The organism is Rhizobium moroccans (assembly GCF_057559155.1).
Genome location: NZ_JBHFJG010000024.1, coordinates 13,635 through 39,669, shown reverse-complemented (window position 1 = coordinate 39,669; position 26,035 = coordinate 13,635). Strand labels below are relative to the sequence as shown.

The window sequence follows — 26,035 nt, the reverse complement described above, 5'->3', positions numbered from 1 at the left end:
GGGCTAGGGTGAGGGGCAAATCAAATAGCGCCCTGATGATCCGCGACGATTTCCTCGATCCAGCGGCGATGGGCATCCGCCTTTTGCAGATCACTTTCCCGATGTTCGGCAAGGGTGATCAAAGCCTTCCACAGCGCCCAGCCGCGCCCTCTCTCCCAAGCCTGAGCGTCGAGGTCCAGCCGCTCGCGGAAGGCCTCGCGCGCCGGCCGGTCGAACAGCGTCCAGGCGATGACGAGATCGGAGGACGGGTCGCCGACGCCGGAACTGCCGAAATCGATCACCGCGGAAAGTCTGCCGTTTCGCACCAGGAGATTGCCTTCGGCGATATCCCCATGCACCCAGACGGGCTTTTGCTGCCAGCGGCTGGCGAGCGCCCTTTCCCAGATTTCCGTCAGCAACGGCACGTCCATTTCATCGGCAAGAACCGCAAGCGCTGCCCGCGTTTGACCATCATAGACGCCGAGCGAACCACCCCGATGGAAGTTGTGCACGCCGGCGGCGGGACCACCAGAGGTATCGATCCTCCAGAGCGCGATCAGGAAATCCGCCAGCTCCTCGGCGAAGCGGACCATGTCGGCGATCCGTTCGCGCTTCGCCGTCTCGCCCTCGATCCAGCGGTAGATCGACCACGGCCAGGGATAGCCGCAGCCCGGCCTTCCCTGGGCGAGCGGCGCCGGGATCGGCAGCGGCAGGGCAGAGGCCAGGTCCGGCAGCCAGCGATGCTCCTTCTCCACCTGCGCGACATAGTGCTCGGCGCTCGGCAGCCGAACCGACATATGATCGCCGAGGTGGAAGGTGCGGTTGTCCCAGCCGCCATTGGCGACGGGACGCACCGGCAGATCCGCCCATTGCGGAAACTGTTCCGCGACCAGGTTTTCGACCAGCTTCGTATCGATTTCCGCCATGCGCTCCCCCACAATGCCGGATAGGCGCTAACACCGCCTCACGACGGGAATGTGAAAGCGCTTACTGCCAGACGACAATGCGAGCCTTGGTCGGCACGCGATCGTAGAGATCGATGACGTCCTGATTCATCAGCCGCACACAACCGGAAGAGGCCGCCGTGCCGATGGATTGCCATTCCGGCGAACCGTGCAGGCGGTAGAGCGTGTCCTGGCCGTTCTGGAAGATATAGAGGGCGCGCGCGCCGAGCGGATTGGAGAGCCCCGGCGGCATGCCGCCATTGTCGGCGGAGTATTTGGCAAGCTCCGGCTGGCGGGCGATCATTTCGTTCGGCGGGGTCCATTTCGGCCATTTCTGCCGCCACTGGATGACGCCCTCGCCCTGCCAGGCGAAGCCTTCGCGGCCGATGCCGACGCCGTAGCGCATGGCCGAGCCGCCCGGCTCGATGAGATAGAGGAAGCGCGAGGCGGTATCCACCACCACCGTGCCCGGCCGTTCGCCGGTCGGATCGACCACGCGCTGGCGATAATAGCGCGGATTGATCTTCTGGTAGGGCACGGCCGGAATGACGAAGCCGCCATCCATCACCGTACCATACATGGCGTCGAGCTCGGCCGAGCCGCCCGCATCCATCGGGGGTGGAGCGAAGGCAGCGGGTGTCGGAGCGATCGGCTCCGGATAACTGGCGACGAGCTGCCCGCGCGGCGCGGTCGATGCGCAGCCGGCAAGCGTGGAAGCCGCTCCGCCTGCCAGAAATGTGAGAACGCTCCGGCGGGAATAGGAAGTGGTGAGACTCATGCTGGGAAGACCACCCGTCTTGGTAATGCTGATGTCGGCCTCGTCAACGGCAGGAGGCAGGAAAAAGTTCCAGCCGTGAACAGGGCTACCACCCCATGGTTTACGCTTCGCTAAGCAAGCCGGCACGCCGCTTAGCCGATACTCTGTAGCAAAGCAAATGCGCCCGGCCGACGTGAGTCGCCAGGCACATTCGCGTGAACGCATGGAAGTGTCGCGCGGGTGTGGTCAGATAACCACGATCTCGGCGCCCGCGGGCACGCGCTCGAAAAGGTCGATGACATCCTGGTTCAGCATGCGCACGCAGCCTGAGGAGGTCGCCTTGCCGACCGACTGCCAATCCGGCGTGCCGTGGACGCGGTAGAGCGTATCCTTGCCGTCCTTGAAAATGTAGAGCGCGCGCGCGCCGAGCGGGTTGTTGAGGCCGGGGGTCGCGCCGCCCGCGAACTGGCGCAGTTCCGGCTGGCGCTCGACCATGTCCAGCGGCGGGGTCCAGCGCGGCCATTTCGCCTTCCACTGGATCTTGCCGCGCCCCGACCAGGCGTAGCCGTCCCTGCCGAGGCCGACCCCGTAGCGGATCGCCTTGCCGCCGGGCTGCACCAGATAAAGATAGTGCTCGCGCGTATCGACGACGATCGTGCCCGGCGCTTCGCCCGTCCGGTAGGATACTTCCTGACGCAGGAAGCGCTGCTCGATCCGCGAATAGGGAATCTCCGGCAGAGTGTGACCTTCGTCCCGCATCACGCCATACATGGTGCGGTGGACGGGGTTGGAGACCGGCAGGCCATAGGTCTGGTGGAACTGGGTCTGGTAGAGATTGCGCTTCTGCGGGATCGGCTCGCGCGTCGGCACCGGCTGCGGCTGCACCGGCGCGGCGTAATAGGGATTGTAGAAGACCGGCGCCGTCTCCTGCACGAAGACATCCGGGTTCATGCGGCTCGTATCGGTGACGAAAAGGCAGCCGCTCAGCGGGATCGAGGAGACCGAGACCGAAAGCAGCGCAAGGATTCGGCGGAGAGGCTGATGAGTTGATGGCATGGAAACCCACTTCCGGCAGATGACGTCGGAAGCGATCATGCCAGAGCCAACTGGCGCGAGGCTGGTGACGCGGATGGCTCACCATTCAGCTCAGGGAGGCATCCCAATGATAAAAGGTGACGTAATCGGGCGTGAAGCCAGGCGTTGCGATTAGCGACTTGCCGCTCCAATCATAATCTCATAAATTGTAAATTATAAAAATACAACTAAACAGATTTACTCATCGGTGACTTGGAGGATTTCACAATGGCCAAGCATTCCGGAAAAGGACGGGAGCATAGCGCCGCTTCCGACACGGCACGGCATAGCGCCATGGGCTTCAACGGTGAGCTCCACGAAACGCAGGGCTGGCAGCTTCTCGGAAATGGGCGGCGCGCCTACAATCCCATCCTGATGCGCTTTCACAGCCCCGACCCGCTATCCCCTTTCGGGCGGGGCGGCATCAATGCTTATGCCTATTGCGGCAATGATCCCATCAACCGCACAGACCCGACGGGGCGTTCCTGGATAACTGCCCTGCGGGCAGTCGTAAGATTTCTGCGGCCGGTCATGCGCAGGCGACCCGTTTTCTTCGATGGCACGTCCACGGGCATGCTCTTGGATCGCACGTCCACGGGCATGCTGATGCCTTCGCGAAATCCCGATTCACGCGCGCCGATCCATGTCGGTTCGGGCAGAATATATCGACCAGACATGACCGATCGCTATGCCCATGAGCCAATTAGCGCCGTGAATAATTGGACGAGAGGAGAATTGGGAGATCGCCGCTTGCACCACGAGGAGAGATACTTTTCTGCGGATGCGGTTGTTTTACCGCGACGCGCACCACCAATCTATGACGAGGCGGTCGGAAGGTTCGAAATGTCCGCTCTCGAACCTAGGCCGAATCTCCATCCATCAGCGCCGCCAAGGTATTTTGAGGTCGACGATGGTCCACTTAGAAGCGAGGCACTTTCGGCCAGCCATCGTCTTTTCGCGCACGAGCAGTTCGCGGAACCGCCTCCCTATTACAACAACGACCTGCAACTTACGCCAATGGGCCGGCCACGCAGGCACAGAATGTCCCAAGGTCCGAGACGTTACGAGCCTGTTCACCTGCCCAGCTATGACGAATCAAATCAGAGGCAGCGTGCTCTTATTGCGTTTGCAGGTGCGATACGCCGCGATTCCCGGTGGTGAGGCGCGATGGGTTGCCCTAGCCGCCACATGGTCCGGCGCTCGTTCAGAGCATGACCCTCATCTGGACGCCATGAGCGAGCGCAATCCAGCTACGCCGTCGCACTCTTCCCTTCGCGGCACCGCGCGCCCTCGTGGCCAGAGCTGCGGACCTTTGCCATCCGCTCGTCGAAATCGCGGGCGAGATCGGCAAGCGTCACATGACCGAGACGCTCTAGAAGCAGCTTTTCGGCTTCGGCAAGCGCATCCTCCAGCGCCGCGTTGACCGCCTGCTCGACAAGGCATTCCGGCTGGTCGCAGGCCGGCCCGACGGCAAAGACCGGCGGCTCGCCGATCGCCCGGTAGACGTCGAGCAGGGTCAGCTCCTCCAGCGGACGGTTGAGAGTCCAGCCGCCGCCATGGCCCTTCTCCGAGCGGACATAGCCCTTCTCCCGAAGCCCCGCCATGGTGCGGCGGATCACCACCGGATTGGCGTTCAACATGCCGGCGATCACTTCGGACGTCGCCGAACCCTCGTGCCGGTCCATATGGATCAGCACATGCAGCATGCGGGAAAGCCGGCTATCCTGTCGCATCTTCGGTCTTCATCCTTCTCGATCCATCGAACCCATCCTACAGGAACGAGCCTTACGCAACAACAAAAGTTACAAACCTGTTGACGAGCCGAAATCATGTAACTTATGTTGTATCGAGATAAAGGAGTTTCCAGATGTATGACGCCATCATCGTGGGCGGCAGCTTTGCCGGCCTTTCCGCCGCACTCCAGCTCGGTCGCGCCCGCAGGCGAACTCTCATCATCGACGAGGGCCTTCGCCGCAACCGGTTCGCCGCGCACTCCCACGGCTTTCTCGGACAGGACGGACGCCCGCCGCAGGACATCGTGGCGGACGCCCGCGCGCAGCTTCGGCACTACGAGACGGTCGAATGGCTGGATGGGCGGGCCGAGAAGGCGGAAAAAGCCGGTTCCGGATTTTCCGTCAAAACGGGTGACGGCCGGCGGATTTCGGCGCGGCGGCTCGTCCTGGCGGCGGGTGTGATCGACACGCTGCCGGACATTTCAGGTCTTGAGGAGCGCTGGGGCCGCTCCGTCTTCCACTGCCCCTATTGCCACGGCTATGAGCTGAACCGGGGGAATGTCGGCGTGATCGCCGTCTCGGACATTTCCATGCATCACGCGATGATGCTGCCGGACTGGGGGCCGACCACCTTCATGCTCAACGGCAGCTTCACGCCCGACGAGGAGCAGCGCGCGCAACTTGCTCGCCGGGGTGTCAGGATCGAGGAAGCGCAGATCGAGAAGATTACCGGCGAGGCCGACATCCACTTCACGGACGGAAGGACCGCCTCCTTCGCCGGCCTTTTCGTATTGCCGCGGTCGCGCATGGCAAGCGGGCTTGCCGAACAGCTCGGCTGCGAATTCGAGGAATCCCCGCTTCTCCGCTTCATCAGAACAGGCCAGACCAAGGAAACCACCGTTTCCGGCGTCTTCGCCTGCGGCGATGCCACGCGCCCCGCAGGATCGGTCGCGATCGCCGTGGCGGACGGCAATATCGCCGGCTCCGCCGTTCACCAATCGCTGATATTCCGGGAGGATTAACCTCCCTTCGCCTCCACCATGGCGGTCAGCGTCGAAAGCCGGTCGGCATCACGCGGCAGCTTATCGGCCCGCAGGCGCGCAATCCGGGGAAACCGCATGGCAACCCCCGACTTGTGGCGCGTGGAGCGGTTGATGCCCTCGAAGGCGACTTCCAGCACGAAGCCGAAATCCGGTTCTGCCCGGACCGCACGGACGGGGCCGAACCGATCGACGGTGTTGTCGCGCACGAACTTGTCGAGCACTTCCAGTTCCGCATCGGTAAAACCGAAATAGGCCTTGCCGACCGGCACCAGCTCCTCGCCGTCCGGCGTTTCGGCCCATACGCCGAAGGTGAAATCGGAATAATAGCTCGACCGCTTGCCATGGCCGCGCTGCGCATAGAGCATCACCGCATCGATATTGTAGGGATCACGCTTCCACTTGAACCAAGGGCCTTTCAGGCGGCCGGCCTGATAGGGGCTGTCCTTTTTCTTGATCATCACGCCTTCGATCACCGGATCGGGCGGCGTGCGGCGCAGGCGGTCCAGCTCATCCCAGGTGGAGAAGGCCACGAGATCGGACAGATCGAACCGATCATGCGGCGCCCTGTCGATGACATCCGAAAGCCGCCGCCGGCGCTCTAGGAAACCCTCGGCGCGGATATCCAAGTCGCCTTCGAAGAGCAGGTCGTAAGCCCTTACGAAGGCCGGGTATTCCTCCAGCATTTTCGTTGTGACCGTCTTGCGGTTCAGCCGCTGCTGCAGATCGGAGAAGGTGCGGGTCGGGCTGTTGGAACGCATCGTGCCGCCGACCAGCAGCTCGCCATCGATGACGCCCTCGAAGCTGATGGCATCGATGATATCCGGGAAAGCGCCGGAGATATCGTCGCCCGAACGGGAATAGAGCTTGCGCGTGCCGCCATAGCTCGACATCTGCACGCGGATGCCATCCCATTTCCATTCGGCGGCGTAGTCTGCCGGATCGAGCTTTTCGAGATCGCCCTCCTCCACCGGATTGGCGAGCATGACGGAATGGAAGATCGCGGGCGTGGCCAGCACCGGCTTTTCCGCCCTGCCCTCCAGCCAGGCGAAGAGCGGCTCATAGGGCGGCACGAGGCCGTGCCAGAGCGTCTCGATCTCGGTCACATCCTTACCGCTCATATCGGAGAGCGCCTGCTTGGCGAGGCGGGCCGAGACGCCGATGCGCAAAGCCCCCGTGACGAGCTTCAGGAAGGCGAAGCGGCTCGACGGATCGAGCCTTCCGAGAAGATCGCGGACCGCCGAGCGCACCTCAAGGCGGCCGAGCGCGTTCATTTTCGTCACCACCTCGCCGAGATGCGGCTGCTCCTCGTCCGTTGTGTCGTCCTTTCCTTCGGCATCCCAGACGAGAGATATGGTTTCGGCCAAATCTCCCACATAGTCGTAGGAATACTGGAAGAGGACCGGGTCCATGCGCTCCAGCACGAGATCGCGCAGCATGGCCGGCTTGACGTTCTTCAAGTCGAGCGCGCCGGCAAGCGCCGCAAGGCCATAGCCGCGATCGGGATCGGGCGTGTCGCGGAAATAATCGGCAAGCAGCTTCAGCTTGCCGTTGCGCGATGGGGTGAGGACGAGGCGGTCGAGGAGAGTCGCGAAGGCTTTCATGACGCCCGCTCCGCAAAGTTCCCCTCTGGCCTGCCGGCCATCTCCCCCACAAGGGGGGAGAGGACTCGCGGCATGCCTTGCCGGTCCCTCGAAGCCGAACACCGCAGGTCACCTCTCTTTGGACGGGTGAGCGAGGCACCAAAGCCCCTCCCCCTTGTGGGGGTCCGCAAGGACGGGTCGAGACAAGAGGCTCGACCCCGGTCGGGTTGGGGAGGGGTTTTCATCTTCAGCGAGCGGAAGGAGATCACCATCAATCCCCCTCGTCCTCATAGCCCACCAGATGCAGCGGGCGGGCGGGAATGCCCTGGAGTTCGCACCAGCGTACCAGCGCCTCCTCGCGCCCGTGGGTGACCCAGACCTCGGAAGGCTCGATCTCCTTGATGGTCGACAGAAGCTCCGGCCAGTCGCAATGATCGGAGATCACCAGCGGTAGTTCGACGCCGCCCTGTTTGGCGCGCTGGCGCACCATCATCCAGCCGGAGGCAAAGGCGACGAGCGGCTCGTTGAAGCGGCGCGCCCAGCGATCCTGAAAAGCCGAAGGCGGACCGACGATGACGGAGCCCCGGAAGGTCTCCGGGCTGCTGCCCTCTATGGTGGCGGGGCGGATATCGCCGAGATCGATGCCCTCCCGCTGATAATATTCGCAGAGCCTCGCCAGTGCGCCGTGGATGAAGATCGGTTCGTGATAGCCGCAATCGCGGATCAGCCGAATGACGCGCTGCGCCTTGCCGAGCGCATAGGCGCCGACGAGGTGGCTGCGTTCGGGAAACTGTCTGAGCGAGGTGAAGAGCTTGCCGATCTCTTCCCTCGGATCGGGATGGTGGAAGACCGGCAGGCCGAAGGTCGCCTCGGTGATGAAGACGTCGCAGGCGATCGGCTCGAAGGGAGCGCAGGTGGGATCGATGCCGCGCTTGTAATCCCCCGAGACGACGATCCGGAGCCCTTCCCGTTCAACGACGATCTGGGCCGAGCCGAGCACATGGCCGGCGGGATGGAAGCTCACCCGCACGCCGTCGATATCGATCTCCTCTCCGAAGGAAACCGCCTGCTCCGCGCCTGCAAAGCCTTCCCCATAGCGCAGCCGCATGATGTCAAGCGTCTGGCGGGTCGCCAGCACCTTGCCGTGGCCGGCGCGGGCGTGATCCGAATGGCCGTGCGTGACGAGCGCCCGCTCGACGGGGCGCACCGGATCGACATGGAAGCGGCCGATGGGGCAGAAGAGCCCGGCCGGAGTGGGGTGGAGCAGCGCCTCGGGTTTCATGCGGCTCAAGATAGAGCGTTTCCGTCTTTCTCCAAGCCACGGAAACGCTCTATCCCTTTGTTTTCAGGCCGTTGCGAACCGATCAACGGCTCCCGGCGGTTGCCGGCGGCAGCCGGACCGGTTTCAGCGCAAGCGCCGCGGCAAGGCCGATCGCCGCGATACAGGCCCCGGTCAGGAAAAGCGGTGTGAAGGCGGTGGAATAGATCTCGGCGATTGCATGACGCGTCGCCTCCGGCAATTCCGCCATCATCTTGGGCGTCATCTCCGCCAGCCGCCCGGCGCCCGGCAGATCGATCGCCGCATGGCCGACCTGGGAACCGATGATGGCGCCATAGATGGAGATCGCGATCGCCGCGCCGCCCATGCGGGTGAGCGTCACCGCGCCGGTGGCCGCGCCGACATCGGCACGCGGCGCGCTGTTCTGGACCCCGATGATCGGCGCCTGCTGACCGAAGCCGATCGCCAGCCCCTGCAGCAGCATCAAAAGGGCTACGATGGTGAGCGGCGTACCGGCGCCGATCTGCGAGAATATCGCCAGCACTGTCATGTTGAGCGTCAGTCCGATGACGACGAAGGGCTTGTAGCGGCCGGTCATCGAGATCAGCCGTCCGGCCGTCAGGGAGCCGAGCGCGATACCGCCGGTGGTGGCGATGAAGAACAGGCCGGCCGTGGTGGGCGTCAGGCCCGTCGTCGTCTGCAGGAAGAACGCGAAATAATTCACCATGCCGATCGCCACGCCGCCGGTCATCAGCGAAATCACCAGGAATAGCGAGAAGGTCGAATCCCGGAAGAGCTTCAGGGGAATGATCGGCTCCGGCACACGGGCCTCCACCTTGACCCACAGGAAGGCGCAGAGCGCGCCCAGCCCGATGATGAGGAGCGACTGCCAGGCGAGCAGCGAGCCGAATATCTGCGCGGAATCGGCCCAGAGCACGACGCTCGCCACCGCGCCGGCAAGCAGTATGGCCCCGCCGTAATCGATCTTCGGGCGGCGCGCGGGACGGCGATAGGGAAGAAGGAGCACAAGACCGGTCAGCACGATGATGCCGATCGGCAGATTGATGAGGAAGATCGAGCGCCAGCCGAAGAGATCGCTCATCGTGCCGCCGAGCGTCGGGCCGACGGTTCCCGAAGCCATCAGCACGAGGCTGGAATAGCTCTGATATCTCGCCCGTTCCCGCGGCTCGAAAAGCTCGGCATTGATGGAGAAGATCGACACCATGATACCGCCGCCGCCAAGACCCTGGACGACGCGGGCGGCGATCAGCGAATCCATCGACCAGGCAAGGCCGCACAGCACCGAACCAAGCACGAAGATGAGGACGGCGGCGATCATGACGTATTTGCGGCCGAAGAGATCGCCGAGCTTGCCATAGACCGGCATCACCGCGCTCGTGGCGAGCAGATAGGCCGACCCGACCCAGCCGAAACGTTCCAGCTCGCCGAAATCGCCGACGATGGTGGGAAGCGCGGTGGAGACGATCTGGTTATCCAGCGTCGCCATGAACAGCGCCATCATGAGAAAGAGGAAAACGGCCAGCCGCAGACCATGGCTGGAGACGAGCGGCGGCGGCGCCGAATAATTCATGTCCATGGATATCTTTCCGGAAGTGAGAGCGCAATTCATGTGCCTTAAGCATATAACTGTCAATAACAAATGTTTGGCACGCGCAACAACTTGTCTTGATCGGTCGGCGCGCTTTGCTATGGTCGCTCCATGAACAAGAGCCTGACGAAACGAGAGAAAACCGAGACCGGCAAAGCGGAAGAGATCGCCCGCATCGGCGATACGCTGACGCGTATGCGACTGCTGATCCGCCGCCGCATCATCGGCCGCATCGCCATCGCCAATACCGTGCCGGGGCTCGATGTCTCGCACCTCGACGTGCTCGACGTGATGAAGCGGATCGACAAGGCCGGCGGCGAGGCGACCGTCGGGGCGATCGCGGAGGCCATGCGCATCGACCCCTCGCGCGGCAGCCGCATGGTGGCGGAGCTGGTTGCGCGCGGCGTCGTCCGCCGCACGGCTTCCCAAGCGGATGGGCGGCGGTCGCTGATCGAGCGGACCGAACTCGGGGAGCGCCTGATCAGCGAAGTGCGCGCCGTCAAGCAATCGCTGCTGATGGACGTGCTCGAGGATTGGCCGGCCGAGGATGTCGAAGCCTTTTCCGTGCTCTTCGAGAAATTTGTCACCCGTTTCGAAGCCGTTCACCCGACAGGCGACCGATCGGAGAGCTAGAAGCTTGGGCGAAATTCGACAAGACGACTTGGGCGCAAACTGTGCCTCTTGATTTAACTGACATCCTGCGGAGAGAACATGGCGGGGGACATGCTTTCGAGACGCTCGGCACTGGCCTTGATGGCCGGCGGGGTTGCGGCAGGCGCGGTTCCAAGCCGGCTGCACGCCGCGTCGTCCGGTCTTTCCATGACCGATCTCAGAGGTTCCATCGATGCGCGGGAGCATGGCGTGACGCCGGGCGGAGGGGAACAGAGCCGCAAGCTTGGAGAACTCCTCGCCAAGGCCGCGCGCGAAAGAGTGCCTCTCTTCCTGCCGCCGGGCGATTACGAAGTCTCCAATATCGACCTGCCGGATGGGGCCCGCATTATCGGCGTGGCGGGCGCTTCGCGCATCGTCCATTCCGGCGGCGGATATCTCTTCCGCGCCAATAATGCCTCACGGATCGAGTTCTCCAATATCGTGATCGACGGCGGAAACCAGCCGCTCGGTGAAGAGACAGGCGCGCTCATCCATATGCGCGGCGTGAGGCAAGTCCTTCTCGGCAATTGCGAGATTGCGGGCTCCCGGAAGAGCGGTATCCAGCTCGAAGCCTGCGGCGGAAGGATCGAGAACTGCAGCATTTCAGGTGCGGCCGAATACGGGCTCTATGCGGTGGAGAGCAGCGGGCTTTCGATCGCAGGCAACACGGTTTTCGATTGCGGCAATGGCGGCATCCTCGTTCATCGCCGAACCAAGGGCGTGGACGGCACCATGGTTTCCGGCAATCGGCTCTTCCGCATCGGCGCGACTTATGGCGGCACCGGACAATACGGCAATGCGATCAACATCTACCGCGCCGACAATGTGATGGTGAGCGGCAACCATGTCTCGGACGCCGCCTTTTCGGCGATCCGGGCCAATGCCGCCTCCAATGTGCAGATCGCCAACAATCAGTGCTTCGGCTCGGGCGAAACGGCGATCTATTCGGAATTCGGCTTCGAGGGCGCGCTGGTGACCGGCAATCTCGTTGATGGCGCGGCAAACGGCATTTCGGTCGTCAACTTCAACGAGGGCGGGCGGCTTGCGATCATCTCGGGCAATCTTATCCGCAACATCTCGGCTTCCGGACCCTATATCCACGACAGCGTGGGTTTCGGCATAGGCATCAGCGCCGAGGCCGATACGGCGGTCACCGCCAATGTCATCGAGAACGTGCCGAAATGGGGAATGCTGGTCGGCTGGGGACCTTTTCTGCGCAACCTTGCCGTAACCGGCAATATCGTGCGCCGCGCAAGGGTCGGCTGCGCCGTCTCGGTAGCGGACGGCGCCGGCAAGGCGCTGATCACCGGCAATCTGTTCGACGAGGTGCTGGACGGCGCGGTGATCGGCTACCGCTGGCACGATGCCGCCACGCGCGAGCTTGCAGCCGGCCCCTCGGGCTTCAGTCATCTGACGATCGAGGGAAACCGGACCGGGTAGAGCACACCCGTAGAAGAAGCAAATCCCATCAAGACAAATCATCAATTCTCAACGCGGATTGATCTTCCGTTCGGCCGCCCGCGGCAATAGCGTGCGCCCGAAGCTTTTCCACGGAGGGAATCAATGCTGACGATCTATGGGGTCTATCGCTCGCGCGCCACGCGGCCGCTCTGGCTTGTGGAGGAACTGGGCATTCCGTTCAGGCATGCGCCGGTGATCCAGGCCTATCGCCTGCCGGACCCGATGGCGCCGGGTGCGCCGGTCAACACGCTGTCGCCGGAATTCCGGTCGGTCAACCCGATGACGATGATCCCTTCCATGGATGACGGCGGCTTCGTACTGCACGAGTCGCTGGCGATCAGCCTCTATCTCGCGAAGAAATACGGCGGCGAGTTCGGGCCGAACTCCATCGAGGAAGAGGCGCTGATGATCCAATGGTCGCTGTTTGCCGCCACGGGCATCGAAACCAATGCCCTGAAGATACAATCCTCAGCGCCGGATACCGAACAGGGCAAGGCCGATATCGAGGTCTGCGCCCGCGGTTTGAAAAGGCCTCTCGACGCATTGGAAGAGCATCTGAAGGTCGGCGGTTATATGGTCGGCGGCCGCTTCACGGTCGCGGACATCAATGTCACGGAGATCGTGCGCTATGCGCAGGGTTATGCACCGCTCTTCGAAACCCGCCCCGCCCTGAAGGCATGGCTCGAAAAATGCCAGGCCCGGCCGGCCTTCAAGGCAATGTGGGAAAAGCGCCTCGCCGAGCCCGCCTGATTTCACGCGCCGGAGATTTCCGGCGCAAGCTCCGCGTGAAGCCAATCGCGGAAAGCCCTCACCTTCGCCGGCAGGCGCGCGCCGGCGCGGGTGACGAAATAGTGTCCCATGCCGGTGCGGGCCTCTATCGCGAAAGGCTTCACCAGCCTGCCCTGCTCCAGCGCATAGGCCGCCAGCGTGTGCCAGGCGAGCATCACCCCCTGCCCCGCGACCGTGGCGTCGAGGCAGAGCGAGGCATCGTTGAAGACGTGACGCGTCTCCATCCGCCTGCCCGAAAGCCCGGCCTCGCGAAGCCAGGTCTCCCAGGTGAACATGGAGGGACCATCGATGATGGCCGGCAGTTTCAGGATATCGGCCGGCTCCTTCAATCCTTCCGCCAACGCCGGCGTGCAGACCGGAAAAATCCGCTGTTCCCGCAACAGCTCCGCATCGACCCCAGGCCAGGTCCCCGTGCCGACACGGATGGCGAGGTCGATATCGTCCGTCCCGAGATCGGCAAGCCTGGTGGTCGCATCCATGCGCAGGCGAATGCCCGGGTGGAGCGCCGAGAACCGATCAAGACGGTGAACGAGAAAGCGGGCGGCGAAGACCGGTGCAACGGAAATGGTGAGCAAGGTATCATCCCGCCGCCTGCCGATCGCCACCGCCTCCGAGAGGGAGCGAAACCCCTCCGTCAACCGAGCGAGCATCGGGCGGGCGGCTTCGGTCGGCTGCATGCCCTTGGGCAGACGCTGGAATACGAGCTGGCCGAGCTGCGCCTCCGCCTTGATGACCTGCTGGCTGACGGCGCCGATCGAAACGCCGAGCTCTTCGGCCGCCGCATGCAGCGAGCCGAGGCGACCGACCACCTCCAGTGCCCGAAGGCCGTTCAGATGCACGAGGTTCAGGTTGTTCATATAGATTTTCTACAATGAACTCCTGAACAACTCAATTGAACCTTTCGCCCGCCAAGCGCATTCTATCCTCGCAAATACCGAGAGATTTGCGAGGTGACCGATATGGAACCGCTGAAGATTTTCTGGAGCCTGAGAGAATGGCTGCACGCTGCCGAGGATCGGGCTGAAGAAGACCGTGAAGACCCCTTCCAGGATCCCGACATCCAGGCGATGAACAGCTTGGAACTGGCTGACCTGCCCTTCCCGAGCATTTATCACGCCGACCTGGACTTAGGGGCGCCGCCCCGGAAATGCGCCTGAGTCTCGCTCAGGCGACCTGATGTTCCGCGAGGGTGCGCTGCACGGCGGGGCGCTCCTTCATGCGCCGGTAATGATCGGCGACACGCGGAAATTCGGCGATATCGACGCCCGCTCCAGCCAGCCAATCGGACATGGTGAAGAGATAGGCGTCGGCGACCGTGTAGTTCTCGCCCATGACCCAGGGGCCAGCGAAATATTCGTTCTCGATCAGCGTGAAGCAATCGCGCAGGTTCTTCGGCATCTTCGCCGCCATGTCATCGAAGGATTCCTGCTTGTCCGCCCAGCGATAGCCGCGCCTGCGATGCGCATAAGCGACATGCACGGTCGAGGAAATATAGGTGTTGAAGGCCTGCATACTGCCGAAGGCGAAAGGATCGTCGAGCGGCGCGAGCTTCGCCTCGGGTGCTGCCTGCGCGATGAAGGCGAGGATGGCGACGTTTTCCGTCAGCACGCCCTTTTCCGTTGCCAGCGCCGGAACGCGCCCCTTCGGGTTGATCCTCAGATATTCGGCGGACTGCTGCTCGTTTTCGGCGAACTTCACGCGCCGCAGTTCATAAGGCAGTCCGGATTCGGCAAGCGCGATGGCGCTCGCCAGCGAACAGGAATTCGGCGAAAAGAACAGCGTGTACATTGGGCATCCTCCGTTTGAGGATGCCCTTTCTATCACGGCTTTGGCCTGCCGGAAGCATCAAAAGACACATCAAAAGACGCATCAAAAGACACCGGGCACGTCCTCCAGCCGGTACCAGACCGGGATGCCGCGCTCGGTGGCGATGCGGACGTCGTTATCGGCCCCCTTGGATTCACCCGGCAGGCGGAGCACGCCTTCGCAAAGCTGAAGCAGGCGCCCGGCGACAGGGTGAAAAATCTCATTGTAGAGATCATCCCCCACTTCGACGCCACCCGCCGCATGCCAAACCGGCAGCGCGACCCATTCTCCGATCATCGGCACATGGCCGGCCTTAAACAGCGCGTAGGACGGCGCCTCCAGCCGCTTCAGGTTTTCGGCCATCTTCTTCGGGTCATCCCCCGTGCCCGAACGATAGGGTCCAGCAATCAAGATCAGCATCTTCGTTTCTCCAAACCAATCTGCGCTCATGGCAGAACTGCACGAATTTGCCTGAAATCCTTTACACTCGGCATAGTTTCAGGCATATTCATGCTTATTCATGCTTATTCATGCTTATTCATGCTTATTCATGCTTATTCATGCAGTTTCGTGCAGAGTCAAGATATGCTGACCAGTCAACGCAAAGACCTCATTCTCGACATGCTGCGCCGCGAGGGCCAGGTCGTCGCAAAGCGGGCCGCGGAAGAATTCTCGCTCTCCGAGGACACGATCCGGCGGGACCTGAGGGAGATGGCCGCCGATGGCCTGCTTCGGCGCGTCCATGGCGGGGCGATGCCCATATCGCCGGACCTGCCGGATCTCTCCGCACGGCGGGTGATTTCGTCGGAGGTCAAACGGAAGCTTGGCGCGGCGGCCGCGGGCATGGTGAAACCCGGCCAGTTGATCTTTCTCGACGGCGGAACGTCGACGGCAGAAATCGCCCGTGCGCTACCCCGCAGCTTCGCCTTCACGGTGGCGACCCACAGCCCGACGATCGCTGCCGAACTCGAACATCATCCGACGGCTGAGGTTATTTTGATCGGCGGGCGTCTCTACAAACATTCCATGGTGGCTGTCGGGGCGATGCCCATCAGCCAGATTTCCCTGATCCGGCCGGATATCTTCTTCCTGGGCGCCACCGCCATCCATCCCTCGCGCGGGCTTTCCACCGGCGATCTGGAGGAAGCGGCAGTCAAACGCCACATCGCCTCGCGCACCGCCGAGACTTTCGTGCTGGTGACGGACTAAAAGCTGGACGCCTCCTCACCCTGCACGATCATGCCGATTTCCGATCTGGCAGGCATGATCGTCCAAAGCGGGTTGGGCGAAGAGCGTCTGGCGCCTTATCGTGCCCTCGAACTTGAAATCATCGAAGCCTAAGCAAACAGCGCGTCGGTGACACGAACATCGCCGACATGGATGCCGTTCCAGTTCTTCATCGAGCGGTTGGCCATGCCCAGAAGCTTCTGCTGAGCCTCGTCGCCCTTCTCGAAATAGCGGGCGATCAGCGCGAAGATCATGGCTTCCGCGGCGCGCGTGGTGCCGTCCTCGCATTTGACGGCCATGGCGAGGCCCTGTTCGGGAAGAGCCGCGACGAAGACGCCCTCGGCGCCGGTCTTGGCGAAGATTTTTCCGGGCGCGACCTCCATCAGCCTGGTGCAGGCCCGCTTGGTGCCGGCGACGTAGAAGGGCTCGGCCATGCAGGCCTCCATCAGCCGTCGGGAGGCCTTCGCCCGCTCCGGGCCAAGGCCCCGCCCCGTCAGCATCTTCGCAAAACCGTGGGCCAGCCCCTTCAGCGGAACCGCATAGGTGGGAATGGAGCAGCCGTCCGTGCCGCAATTGTCCCGACCGAGGACCGCGCCCGTCAGATCTTCCATGACGCCGCGGATTTCCGCCTGCAGCGGATGCTCGTAGCCGACATAGCCCTTCACCTCGATCCCGGAATGGACGCAGGTGCAGACGAAACCGGAATGCTTGCCGGAGCAATTGTTGTGAAGCGCGGTGGGTCTTTCGAGCGTGCGGGCCTGATGGATGAGCGTCTCCTGATCCGAGGACCAATGCGCCCCGCATTCGAGCGCGGCGACATCCCTGCCGGCGCGGGCAAGCATGGCGGAAGCCGTGGCGACGTGTTCGTCTTCCCCGGAATGCGAGGAGCAGGCAAGCGCAAGCTCTTTGTTGCCGAAGCCATAGGCATCCGCCGCACCGCTTTCGATGAGCGGCAGCGCCTGCATGGCCTTGCAGGCGGAACGGGGAAAGACGCCCGCTTCCGCCTCCCCGAAGGAGAAGACCACCTTGCCGTCGCCATCCACCACCACGCCAAGCCCGCGGTGGCGGCTTTCGACGGCATTGCCTCTGGTCACTTCTACGGTAACGGGGTTTTGCATGGTCCGGTCCTGAAATTGCTGCTTTCTTTTCTCCATAGAACAACCGGACGGGACTTGCACGGGGCGTATCGCATGAAATCAGTCAAGCGGCTGTTTCTCACCATCTTCATCATCTACCTGCTGCCGACCTTCGCCTCCGCCGGCTGGTGGGCCATGCAGGACAGGCCTGCGCGCTGGAGCGAGGCGCGATGGTCCTCGGCCGGCATCCTGCCCGAGGCTTCGGCCAGCGAGGACGCGGCGATCTACATATTTTCCGCCGCCACCGGCGGGCTGAAGGGCGCGGTCGCGAGCCATGCCTGGATCGTGACCAAGGAAAAGGGAGCCGCGAGTTACACCCGCTACGACAAGGTGGGATGGGGATCTCCGATCCGCCGCAACCACCGGCCGGCGGACGCCTATTGGTACTCCAACCAACCGCAGCTCGTCGCTTCCGTGACGGGCGCGCAAGCGGAACTGCTGATCCCGAAAATCGAGGGCGCGATCGCCGCCTATCCCTATGCCGAGCCGGGCGGCTACACGATCTGGCCGGGTCCGAATTCCAATACCTTCGTCGCCCATGTGCTGCGCACGGTGCCGGAACTCGGCGCGGTGCTTCCGCCGCACGCGGTCGGACGCGACTACCTGCCCGACGGGGACTTCGTGCATATCGACAATGATTGGCGCGATCTGCACGTGACCATGTACGGGCTTCTCGGCTTTTCCGCCGGTCTGCGCAGCGGCTTTGAGGTACATTTCCTCGGCCTCGTGGCCGGGCTGGACTTTGCCAATCCCGGCATAAAGATACCGGCTCTCGGACGCATCGGCATTTGAGGTCTCGACATGCGCAAGAGCTTCACCACCGTTCTTGGGCGTGACGGCCCAGGCTTCTTCATCATCCTGCCGTTCGATCCCAAGCCGGTCTTCGGCAAGGTGCGCGCGCCGGTGAAGGTGACGATCAACGGCTATACCTATCGCAGCACGATATCGGCCATGGGCGGAATGTTCTGCCTGCCTTTACGCAAGAGCCATCGCGAGGCGGCGGGCGTCAAGGGCGAGAAAGAGCTTCATGTGACGCTCGAGCTTGATCAGGAAGAACGCACGGTCGAGCCGCCGGTCGAGCTGATGGAGGCGCTTCAGCTTGCGGAATGCCAGGATGCCTGGCAGCGCCTGAGCTATACGCAGCGCCGGGAGGACGCAGAAGCCGTTGCCGAGGCGAAACGGCCCGAGACGCGCGTGCGGCGGATCGAAAAGATCATTGAGAGAATGAAGCCGGCGTGATCCGGGAAAAGGAAAAGGGCCGCGCGAGGCGACCCTTCCATGAGTTTCGGTCCGGTTGAACGAACCCGGGCCGTTTTACAAACGTCCCGAAGGAGGATGGGGTTTAGAGCGAGGATTGCCCCGCCGAAACCTTCACCTTTCCACTGTCCGTTACGCAAACCGTAATCTCACTAGACATTGGATCACCTCCTTTCGTTACGTTGATGATGAGATTAAGTTAGGGACGCATATCCGAGTCTGCAAGGCACGAAATATGAACAAACGCGCGATTAAGTTACCGGTTAGGCGGCATCGGCGATGTTCAGGCGCACGGAAAGTCCGGCTTTGGCCGCCAGCTCCACCAAGGCATCCAGGCTGAAATTGGTAATCCGCCCACGCAGCAAATCATTCAAACGAGGCTGAGTGACACCGAGCCGACGGGCGGCCTCGGCCTGGGTCACACCCCAGCTTCGAACCTTTTGCTCCACCGCGATCAAGAGTGCTGAACGCATCGACATGTTGGCAGCCTCTGCGGGCGTATCTTCGAGCGCATCCCAGACGTTTTCAAAGCTTTGACGTTCCATCATCTCGCTCCATCAATCTGCCGCAGCCGTAAGGCGGCGATATCCAGATCTCTCTTGGCAGTCTGCTGCGTCTTCTTCTGGAAGGCATGCAGCACGTAAATCGCATCCTCGATCCTGGCGACATAGACCACACGGAAAGCTCCCGCTTCGTCCCGAATACGGATTTCCCGCACGCCCGGACCGATCGTCGACATCGGCTTCCAATCGCTCGGATCAAGGCCGAGCTGAATCTTGTGCAACTGGACGCCGGCCTGCTTGCGTGCGTCTTCCGGGAAGCCACGCAACCGCTCCAAGGCATCTCCCATAAATTCCAGAGACTTCATAAGCGCCGCACTTTATATCAAAATCGATATACAAACAAGATTATCGAGAGAACTGCAACACGATCTTGCCGACATGCGTGCTCGTCTCCATCAGCCGGTGGGCCTCCACGACCTGGTCGAAGGGGAGAACCGTGTGGATGACCGGGGCTACTCTGCCTTCTTCCAAAATAGGCCAGACTTCCGATAGCAGATCATCGCGGATGGCGCGCTTTTCCTCCGCCGTGCGGGGGCGCATGGTCGAGCCCGTCACGGTCAGGCGCTTGACCATGATCGGCGTGAGGTTCGCCTTTTCCACCGTCGGCCCGCCGAGGAAGGCGATGATCGACAGGCAACCGTCCTTCGCAAGCACGCTCAAATTCTTCTCGAAATAGGCGCCGCCGATCATGTCCAGCACCACATCCACGCCCTTGCCGCCGGTCACCTCCTTGATGACGGCGGCGAAATCTTCTGTCCTGTAGTTGATGCCGCGCGCAGCGCCGAGCTTTTCGCAGGCCGCGCACTTCTCCTCAGAGCCCGCCGTCGCATAGACCGTCGCGCCGAAAGCCCTGGCAAGCTGGATCGCCGTCGTGCCGATGCCACTCGTGCCGCCATGGATAAGCACGCTTTCGCCTTCCGTCAGCGCAGCCATCTGGAAGAGGTTTGCCCATACGGTGAAGAAGGTTTCCGGCAGCGCGGCGGCCCTAACCGCATCATAGCCCTTCGGCCATGGGAGAGCCTGGCCCTCCGGAACTGCGCAATACTCGGCGTAAGCGCCGCCATTGGCGAGCGCGCAGACCTTGTCGCCCGGCTTGAAACCGTTCACCCCTTCGCCGAGCGCGACCACCTCGCCGGCGATTTCGAGGCCGAGAATGGGGCTCGCATCCTTAGGCGGCGGATAGGTGCCCTGCCGCTGCGCCACATCCGGCCGGTTGATGCCCGCCGCCTCGACCCTGACCAGGATTTCGCCGGGCCGCGGCCTGGGAACCGGCCCGGTGGCGACGGTCATGACGTCCGGCACTCCGAAGGACGGCAGATCGATGAAACGCATTTCGGCGGGAAGCGGCATGGGGGGCTCCTTTCGGTGACACCCCTCAACCTAGGCCACCCACGGAAGGATAAAAAGACGGCCTTCCGGCAGGCGGGTCAATTTGTCTCGCCGAAGGTGGCGAAGATCAGCCCGCTCTCGCTCGCCTTGGCCTGCGCCTTCACGGCCGCGATCTTCGCGCCGATCCGGCCGACATCGTCGAGCAGGAGGCCCTGGGGCAGTTCCAGTATGCCCATGGAACAGCGCAGCAGCGGGAAGTCGCGCTCCGCGCCCGACCGATCATGGCCGCGGATCTTGCCGGCCGCCCGCTCCTCCGGCGAATAGAGCTCGGCGACATCGGTGTGGAAGTCGCTGAGCAGCCGTTCCAGGATTTCGGTGAGTTCGTCCCGCGTCCAGTCGCGCACGCCGATGAAGAAATCGTCGCCGCCGACATGTCCCAGGAAATCGCCTTCGGAGAAGAAATAACGCTTCATCAGCGCGGCGAAGAGCGTGATCGCATGATCGCCCACGTGAAAACCGTAATGATCGTTGAACGGTTTGAAATTGTCGAAGTCGCAATAACAAAAGAACCTCGTCTCCTCGTCGTCGCGGCCTGCTTCCTGCATGAAATCGCGGATGGCGCGATTGCCCGGCAGGCCGGTCAACGGGTTCTGGTCCTGGGCGATCTTCAACTGCTTTTCGTTGATGACCTTGATGAGCGAAGCGGCGGAGACCACGCCGGCATAACGCATGTTTTCCGTCAGGATCACGCAGGCGCTGTTTTCCATGCTGGCGAACAGGCTCATCAGCTCCTCGGCATCGGCATCCAGCCCCATGATCGGTGCCGGATCGACGAAATGCGAGATGGTGCGCTCGTAGACCTTGTTCTTCAGAAGGTCGCGGCCGAAGGGCTGATAGATATATTCCTTCAGGTGATATTCGTTGATGACGCCGCGCGGCTCGCCATTGGCGTTCAAGACCGGAAAGAACGCCTGGCGCGGGTTCTTCCGGAAGAGTTCGAACACCTTGTCGATGCTCTCGTTTTCGTAGACGCTCGGCAAATTCTCGATCTGGCGGCGGATGAGGATCTCATCGAGCGACTGGCTGGAGCGCAAACGGCCGATATCGGCCAGGTGGGGAAAGGCAGGCTGCAGTTCGGCCGGAAAGGTCGTCGGCCGGGCGATGAAATAGCCCTGCACCAGATCGACGCCATATTCCCGGCAGGCCACGAATTCCTGCTCGGTCTCGATGCCTTCGGCGATCACCCTTATGCCGAGCACGTGGGCAATGCTGACGATGTTCTTGACGAGATGCCGCTTGCGGGGGCTCCTGTCGATACCGGCGATGAAGTGCCGGTCGATCTTGAGATAGTCCACCGGGTAATCGCACAGGAGCTTCATCTCCCCGTGGCCGACGCCGAAATCGTCGATCGCGAGCTTGAAGCCCGCCTTGCGCATATGCGTCACCAGATTGGCGAATTCCGGAACACTGGTGTTGTCGAAGCGCTCGGAGAACTCGAAGCAGACCGAGGATGGCGGTATCGCCGACTTCCGGAGGCTCTGCAGCAGCTTGTCGATGAAATACTCGCCGTGGCGGATGAGCCGGACATCGAGATTGAGAAAGAGTGTCGCGGAGGAGAAATCCGGCAGCGCGGCGAACTTGGCAAGCGCCCGGTTCGCCAGCATCTGCTCGAGCGGGAGAAGCTGGCCGGCATCCTGCGCCTGGTCGAGCAAATCGAGCGGCGAGGAAAAACCTATCCGCTCATGCCCGCGCAGCAGCGATTCATAGCCGAAGACCGAACCCGTACCCATTTCGACGATCGGCTGGAAGGCGTTTTCCAGAACCAGCTTCGCGAGCGTGACGAGCTGATCATTGGCATAACGCCTCAGAACACCCGGCTCGAGGATTGCGGCGGACGACATAACTACTCCACGCGGTACGCAAGACACGGGCGCGAAGCTCACAGCAATTCGTCAAAAATCTCTTTCCCTTCAGTGATATTTCCATGAAGGTTTGATGACGTAGGCGAGTTCCTCCGCCTCGCTCAACCAGAGCTATCGGTCAGGCTTCCTTAGCGCGGGCCGCCAGCGCCAGCGCTATCAGCGCCCAACCCTGCATGATGAGGTCGACTGCCAGGAAGAGACCGAGAACCCAAAGGCTGTTCACCGGCCAGCCAAGCGCGATCACCAGGCCGGCGATCACCGTGACGATGCCCGCGGCGATGACCCAGCCGGCGCCCTTCATCGGCCGCATTCGGTAGCCGATCCAGATGCGGAAGCCACCGGCGACGATCATGGCGACGGCCATGAAGAAGGTGAATACCACGGCCGTCAGCGCGGGGTTCCAGAAGGCGAGCAGGCCGGCGATCGTATAAAGCAGGCCGCTCAGACCCCAGTAAAGCCAGTCCCGCCAGCCGCCCTTCGATTGGAAGGCGTGGAGGAACTGCGCGGCGCCGCCGATCAGCATCATCATGCCGATGTAGAAGACGGAAGCCACCGTCGCCACGAAGAGATTGGCGAAGGCGATGATCCCGAACACCAGAAGGAGAATTCCAAGAGCGAGAAACCAGCCCCACTTGTCGCGCACCGTGCCGACGGACGGCGTATCCAGACCCAAAGTCATGACAAACTCCTTTTCCCCAGGGGCTTCCAAGCCCATGCAGAGTATCTGGAGCCGGCACGACAGACGTCAACGGCGCGCTTTTGCGACAGGATGGTTCGCAAACTTCGCTTGATCGACATCGAAATCGAAAATAACTCAGTCTCGAAGCCGTAATCCGCTCTCGCAGGAAACCGATTCCGCCATGGCCAAGCCGAACATCCTCATCATCATGGTCGATCAGCTCAACGGGAAACTTTTCCCGGACGGGCCTGCGGACTGGCTGCATGCCCCGCACATGAAGGCGCTGGCGGCACGATCGGCACGGTTTTCCAACAACTACACGTCCTCGCCGCTCTGCGCGCCGGCCCGCGCCTCCTTCATGGCCGGTCAACTGCCGAGCCGGACGCGCGTCTACGACAATGCGGCCGAATATGTCTCGTCGATCCCGACCTATGCGCATCATCTGCGCCGCGCGGGCTATTACACCGCACTTTCCGGCAAGATGCATTTCGTGGGGCCGGACCAGCTCCACGGCTTCGAGGAGCGGCTGACGACCGATATCTATCCGGCGGATTTCGGCTGGACGCCGGATTACCGGAAGCCCGGCGAGCGGATCGACTGGTGGTATCACAATCTGGGTTCAGTGACGGGCGCAGGCGTGGCCGAAATCACCAACCAGATGGAATATGACGACGAGGTCGCCTTCCTCGCCAACCAGAAGCTCTACCAGCTTTCGCGCGAGAACGACGACGAGAACCGCCGGCCATGGTGTCTCACCGTCTCCTTCACTCACCCGCACGATCCTTACGTGGCGCGCCGGAAGTTCTGGGACCTCTACGAGGACTGCGAACACCTCCTGCCGGAAGTCGGTGAAATCCCGCTGGAGAACCAGAATCCGCATTCTCAGCGGATCATCTTTTCCTGCGACTACAAGAATTTCGACGTGACGGAGGAGGACATCCGCCGCTCGCGCCGGGCCTATTTCGCCAACATCTCCTATCTCGACGAGAAGGTGGGCGAGCTCGTCGATACGCTGACGCGCACGCGGATGCTGGAGGATACCTTCATCCTGTTCTGCTCCGACCACGGCGACATGCTGGGCGAGCGCGGCCTGTGGTTCAAAATGAACTTCTTCGAGGGCTCGGCTCGCGTGCCGCTGATGATCGCCGGGCCCGGCATTGCGCCGGCCCTGCACATGGCACCCGTTTCTAACCTCGACGTGACGCCGACACTCTGCGACCTCGCAGGCATTTCCATGGAGGAGATCGAGCCCTGGACGGACGGCGAGAGCCTGAAGCCCGTAATGAACGGCCAGGTCCGCACGAGCCCGGTGCTGATGGAATATGCGGCCGAAGCCTCTTACGCGCCGCTCGTTTGCATTCGCGAGGGCAAATGGAAATACATCCATTGCGAACTGGACCCCGAACAGCTTTTCGATCTTGAGGCCGATCCGAAGGAGCTCACGAACCTTGCCGGCGATTCGGCCTTTGCCGATATCCTGGAAGGGTTCAGGAAAAAGCGCCTCGCCAAATGGGATATGGCGGGTTTCGATGCCGCAGTGCGTGAAAGCCAGGCGCGCCGCTGGGTGGTCTACGAAGCGCTCAGGAACGGCGCCTATTACCCCTGGGATCACCAGCCTCTGCAAAAGGCTTCCGAGCGCTATATGCGCAACCACATGAACCTCGACAATCTCGAGGAATCGAAGCGTTATCCGAGAGGCGAATGAGATGAAAGCCCAGCCCATCGCCAGCCATTTCATCGACGGCGAATATATCGAGGACACGGACGGCACCGTCATCGAAAGCCTCTATCCCGCCACCGGAGAGGTGATCGCGCGCCTGCATGCGGCAACGCCGGCGATCATCGAAAAGGCGATCGCCGCGGCGAAACGCGCCCAGCCGGAATGGGCAGCGATAAGCCCCACGGCGCGCGGCCGCATCCTTAAACGTGCCGCCGAAATCATGCGCGAGCGCAACCGCGAGCTTTCAGAACTTGAGACACTCGACACCGGCAAGCCGATCCAGGAGACGATCGTTGCCGACCCCACCTCGGGTGCGGACAGTTTCGAATTCTTCGGGGGCGTGATCGCCGCCGGCATGAACGGCAGCTATATCCCGCTCGGCGGCGATTTTGCCTATACCAAGCGCGTGCCGCTCGGCGTCTGCGTCGGCATCGGCGCCTGGAACTATCCGCAGCAGATCGCCTGCTGGAAAGGTGCACCGGCGCTCGCGGCCGGCAATGCCATGGTCTTCAAGCCGTCGGAAAACACGCCGCTGGGTGCGCTGAAGATCGCCGAAATCCTGATCGAGGCCGGCCTGCCGAAGGGGCTCTTCAACGTGATCCAGGGTGACCGGAACACAGGACCCCTGCTCGTCAACCATCCGGACGTGGCGAAAGTTTCGCTGACGGGCTCGGTGCCGACCGGCCGCAAGGTGGCGGCGGCGGCGGCCGGCAGCCTCAAGCATGTGACGATGGAGCTCGGCGGAAAATCGCCGCTGATCGTCTTCGACGATGCCGATCTCGATTCTGCGATCGGCGGCGCCATGCTCGGCAATTTCTATTCCACCGGCCAGGTCTGCTCCAACGGCACACGCGTCTTCGTGAGCCGCAAAGTGAAGGATCAGTTCCTCTCGCGCCTCAAGGAGCGGACGGAAAAGATCACCATCGGCGACCCTATGGACGAGGCGACGCAGCTCGGGCCGATGGTTTCCTTCGACCAGCGCCAGAAGGTCTTGAGCTATATCGACAAGGGCAAGGCCGAGGGTGCGACGCTGATCACCGGCGGCGGCATTCCGAACCATGTGACCGGCGAAGGCTATTACGTGCAGCCGACCGTGTTCGCGGATGTGACGGACGACATGGTGATCGCCCGCGAGGAAATCTTCGGGCCGGTGATGTGCGTGCTCGATTTCGACGACGAGGCTGAGGTGATCGCCCGCGCCAACGCGACCGAATTCGGCCTTTCGGCCGGCGTCTTCACCGCCGATCTTTCGCGAGGGCATCGCGTCGTGGATCAGCTGCAGGCCGGGACGCTCTGGATCAACACCTACAATCTCTGCCCGGTGGAAATCCCCTTCGGCGGCTCGAAGCAATCCGGCTTCGGGCGGGAAAACTCGCTTGCGGCGCTGGAGCATTATTCGGAGCTGAAGACGGTCTATGTGGGCATGGGCAAGGTCGACGCGCCGTATTGATCACCTCCCCCTTGAGGGGGGAGGTCGCAGCGAAGCTGCGGGTGGGG

General features: G+C 62.4%; 26 protein-coding genes and 1 pseudogene. 11 read left to right on the top strand and 16 right to left on the bottom strand.

Features of this window, described 5'->3' with window-relative positions; translation table 11 throughout:
• Positions 1-20 precede the first annotated feature (20 nt).
• The 3 genes from ACE04I_RS13840 to ACE04I_RS13830 form a co-directional block, all read right to left on the bottom strand.
• Complete coding sequence (locus tag ACE04I_RS13840; protein ID WP_046795808.1) at positions 21-905, bottom strand: aminoglycoside phosphotransferase family protein; 885 nt, start codon at positions 903-905, stop codon at positions 21-23.
• A gap of 61 nt (positions 906-966) precedes the next feature.
• Positions 967-1,701, bottom strand: coding sequence for a L,D-transpeptidase (locus tag ACE04I_RS13835; protein WP_046795809.1), 735 nt, complete (start codon positions 1,699-1,701; stop codon positions 967-969).
• Between the two features lie 225 nt (positions 1,702-1,926).
• Positions 1,927-2,736 (bottom strand): L,D-transpeptidase, encoded by an 810-nt coding sequence (locus tag ACE04I_RS13830; protein WP_046795810.1) that lies wholly within the window; start codon positions 2,734-2,736, stop codon positions 1,927-1,929.
• 246 nt (positions 2,737-2,982) lie between these two features.
• Between ACE04I_RS13830 and ACE04I_RS13825 the strand changes: the two genes are divergently transcribed.
• Entirely contained in the window at positions 2,983-3,915 is a 933-nt protein-coding gene (locus tag ACE04I_RS13825; protein ID WP_487207216.1) for an RHS repeat-associated core domain-containing protein, read from the top strand.
• An 89-nt stretch (positions 3,916-4,004) separates the two neighbouring features.
• Here the strand turns inward: ACE04I_RS13825 and ACE04I_RS13820 are convergent, their stop codons facing one another.
• On the bottom strand, positions 4,005-4,487 hold the full coding sequence (locus ACE04I_RS13820) for an Rrf2 family transcriptional regulator (RefSeq protein WP_046795811.1): 483 nt from the start codon (positions 4,485-4,487) through the stop codon (positions 4,005-4,007).
• Between the two features lie 134 nt (positions 4,488-4,621).
• Between ACE04I_RS13820 and ACE04I_RS13815 the strand changes: the two genes are divergently transcribed.
• On the top strand, positions 4,622-5,509 hold the full coding sequence (locus tag ACE04I_RS13815; protein ID WP_487207215.1) for an NAD(P)/FAD-dependent oxidoreductase: 888 nt from the start codon (positions 4,622-4,624) through the stop codon (positions 5,507-5,509).
• Here the strand turns inward: ACE04I_RS13815 and ACE04I_RS13810 are convergent.
• The 3 genes from ACE04I_RS13810 to ACE04I_RS13800 all read right to left on the bottom strand — a co-directional run bounded on the left by ACE04I_RS13810 (position 5,506) and on the right by ACE04I_RS13800 (position 9,986).
• Positions 5,506-7,131 (bottom strand): cisplatin damage response ATP-dependent DNA ligase, encoded by a 1,626-nt coding sequence (locus ACE04I_RS13810; protein ID WP_046795813.1) that lies wholly within the window; start codon positions 7,129-7,131, stop codon positions 5,506-5,508. The two genes, ACE04I_RS13815 and ACE04I_RS13810, sit on opposite strands and share 4 nt — an antisense overlap.
• A 250-nt stretch (positions 7,132-7,381) precedes the next feature.
• The gene (locus ACE04I_RS13805; RefSeq protein ID WP_046795814.1) at positions 7,382-8,392 is read right to left on the bottom strand and encodes a ligase-associated DNA damage response exonuclease; all 1,011 of its coding nucleotides are present in this window, start codon (positions 8,390-8,392) and stop codon (positions 7,382-7,384) included.
• Positions 8,393-8,474: 82 nt separating this feature from the next.
• Positions 8,475-9,986, bottom strand: a complete 1,512-nt coding sequence (locus ACE04I_RS13800) for an MDR family MFS transporter (protein ID WP_046795815.1) — start codon at positions 9,984-9,986, stop codon at positions 8,475-8,477.
• Positions 9,987-10,109: 123 nt separating this feature from the next.
• Here ACE04I_RS13800 and ACE04I_RS13795 point away from each other — a divergent pair, with 123 nt between their 5' ends.
• The 3 genes from ACE04I_RS13795 (at position 10,110) to ACE04I_RS13785 (ending at position 12,860) form a co-directional block, all read left to right on the top strand.
• Positions 10,110-10,631 carry a MarR family winged helix-turn-helix transcriptional regulator gene (locus ACE04I_RS13795; protein WP_046795816.1) on the top strand — a complete coding sequence of 174 codons (522 nt, stop codon included), beginning with the start codon at positions 10,110-10,112 and terminating at the stop codon, positions 10,629-10,631.
• Positions 10,632-10,721: 90 nt separating this feature from the next.
• The gene (locus tag ACE04I_RS13790) at positions 10,722-12,089 is read left to right on the top strand and encodes a TIGR03808 family TAT-translocated repetitive protein (protein WP_046796059.1); all 1,368 of its coding nucleotides are present in this window, start codon (positions 10,722-10,724) and stop codon (positions 12,087-12,089) included.
• 123 nt (positions 12,090-12,212) lie between these two features.
• Entirely contained in the window at positions 12,213-12,860 is a 648-nt protein-coding gene (locus ACE04I_RS13785; RefSeq protein ID WP_046795817.1) for a glutathione S-transferase family protein, read from the top strand.
• Between the two features lie 2 nt (positions 12,861-12,862).
• Here the strand turns inward: ACE04I_RS13785 and ACE04I_RS13780 are convergent, their stop codons facing one another.
• Complete coding sequence (locus ACE04I_RS13780) at positions 12,863-13,756, bottom strand: LysR substrate-binding domain-containing protein (protein WP_046795818.1); 894 nt, start codon at positions 13,754-13,756, stop codon at positions 12,863-12,865.
• 102 nt (positions 13,757-13,858) lie between these two features.
• Here ACE04I_RS13780 and ACE04I_RS13775 point away from each other — a divergent pair, with 102 nt between their 5' ends.
• The gene (locus tag ACE04I_RS13775; RefSeq protein WP_046795819.1) at positions 13,859-14,056 is read left to right on the top strand and encodes a hypothetical protein; all 198 of its coding nucleotides are present in this window, start codon (positions 13,859-13,861) and stop codon (positions 14,054-14,056) included.
• Between the two features lie 7 nt (positions 14,057-14,063).
• Here the strand turns inward: ACE04I_RS13775 and ACE04I_RS13770 are convergent, their stop codons facing one another.
• The gene (locus ACE04I_RS13770; RefSeq protein ID WP_046795820.1) at positions 14,064-14,687 is read right to left on the bottom strand and encodes a glutathione S-transferase family protein; all 624 of its coding nucleotides are present in this window, start codon (positions 14,685-14,687) and stop codon (positions 14,064-14,066) included.
• Positions 14,688-14,768: 81 nt separating this feature from the next.
• Positions 14,769-15,125 carry a hypothetical protein gene (locus ACE04I_RS13765; RefSeq protein ID WP_046795821.1) on the bottom strand — a complete coding sequence of 119 codons (357 nt, stop codon included), beginning with the start codon at positions 15,123-15,125 and terminating at the stop codon, positions 14,769-14,771.
• Positions 15,126-15,290: 165 nt separating this feature from the next.
• On the opposite strand from ACE04I_RS13765, the pseudogene ACE04I_RS13760 reads away from it, so the two are divergent.
• Positions 15,291-16,046: pseudogene (locus ACE04I_RS13760) on the top strand (DeoR/GlpR family DNA-binding transcription regulator).
• Here ACE04I_RS13760 and ACE04I_RS13755 read toward each other — a convergent pair.
• Positions 16,043-17,050 (bottom strand): asparaginase, encoded by a 1,008-nt coding sequence (locus tag ACE04I_RS13755; RefSeq protein WP_046795823.1) that lies wholly within the window; start codon positions 17,048-17,050, stop codon positions 16,043-16,045. The pseudogene ACE04I_RS13760 and the gene ACE04I_RS13755 overlap by 4 nt on opposite strands.
• A 72-nt stretch (positions 17,051-17,122) precedes the next feature.
• Between ACE04I_RS13755 and ACE04I_RS13750 the strand changes: the two genes are divergently transcribed.
• Complete coding sequence (locus ACE04I_RS13750) at positions 17,123-17,860, top strand: DUF3750 domain-containing protein (RefSeq protein WP_046795824.1); 738 nt, start codon at positions 17,123-17,125, stop codon at positions 17,858-17,860.
• 9 nt (positions 17,861-17,869) lie between these two features.
• Positions 17,870-18,307 (top strand): YdeI/OmpD-associated family protein, encoded by a 438-nt coding sequence (locus ACE04I_RS13745; protein WP_046795825.1) that lies wholly within the window; start codon positions 17,870-17,872, stop codon positions 18,305-18,307.
• Between the two features lie 281 nt (positions 18,308-18,588).
• Here the strand turns inward: ACE04I_RS13745 and ACE04I_RS13740 are convergent, their stop codons facing one another.
• From ACE04I_RS13740 to ACE04I_RS13720, 5 genes are all read right to left on the bottom strand, one after another.
• Positions 18,589-18,870: a helix-turn-helix domain-containing protein gene (locus ACE04I_RS13740; RefSeq protein ID WP_046795826.1), complete on the bottom strand. Its 282-nt coding sequence runs from the start codon at positions 18,868-18,870 to the stop codon at positions 18,589-18,591.
• A complete protein-coding gene (locus tag ACE04I_RS13735; RefSeq protein WP_046795827.1) occupies positions 18,870-19,193 on the bottom strand; it encodes a type II toxin-antitoxin system RelE/ParE family toxin in 324 nt (107 codons plus the stop codon). The genes ACE04I_RS13740 and ACE04I_RS13735 overlap by 1 nt, the downstream gene beginning before the upstream one ends.
• 40 nt (positions 19,194-19,233) lie before the next feature.
• On the bottom strand, positions 19,234-20,238 hold the full coding sequence (locus ACE04I_RS13730; protein WP_046795828.1) for an NAD(P)H-quinone oxidoreductase: 1,005 nt from the start codon (positions 20,236-20,238) through the stop codon (positions 19,234-19,236).
• A 77-nt stretch (positions 20,239-20,315) separates the two neighbouring features.
• A complete protein-coding gene (locus ACE04I_RS13725; protein WP_046795829.1) occupies positions 20,316-22,118 on the bottom strand; it encodes a bifunctional diguanylate cyclase/phosphodiesterase in 1,803 nt (600 codons plus the stop codon).
• A gap of 139 nt (positions 22,119-22,257) precedes the next feature.
• The gene (locus ACE04I_RS13720; RefSeq protein WP_046795830.1) at positions 22,258-22,818 is read right to left on the bottom strand and encodes an HdeD family acid-resistance protein; all 561 of its coding nucleotides are present in this window, start codon (positions 22,816-22,818) and stop codon (positions 22,258-22,260) included.
• Between the two features lie 181 nt (positions 22,819-22,999).
• On the opposite strand from ACE04I_RS13720, the gene betC reads away from it, so the two are divergent.
• Entirely contained in the window at positions 23,000-24,523 is a 1,524-nt protein-coding gene (betC, locus tag ACE04I_RS13715) for a choline-sulfatase (RefSeq protein WP_046795831.1), read from the top strand.
• 1 nt (position 24,524) lies between these two features.
• On the top strand, positions 24,525-25,988 hold the full coding sequence (gene betB, locus ACE04I_RS13710; RefSeq protein ID WP_487207214.1) for a betaine-aldehyde dehydrogenase: 1,464 nt from the start codon (positions 24,525-24,527) through the stop codon (positions 25,986-25,988).
• Positions 25,989-26,035: the final 47 nt, after the last annotated feature.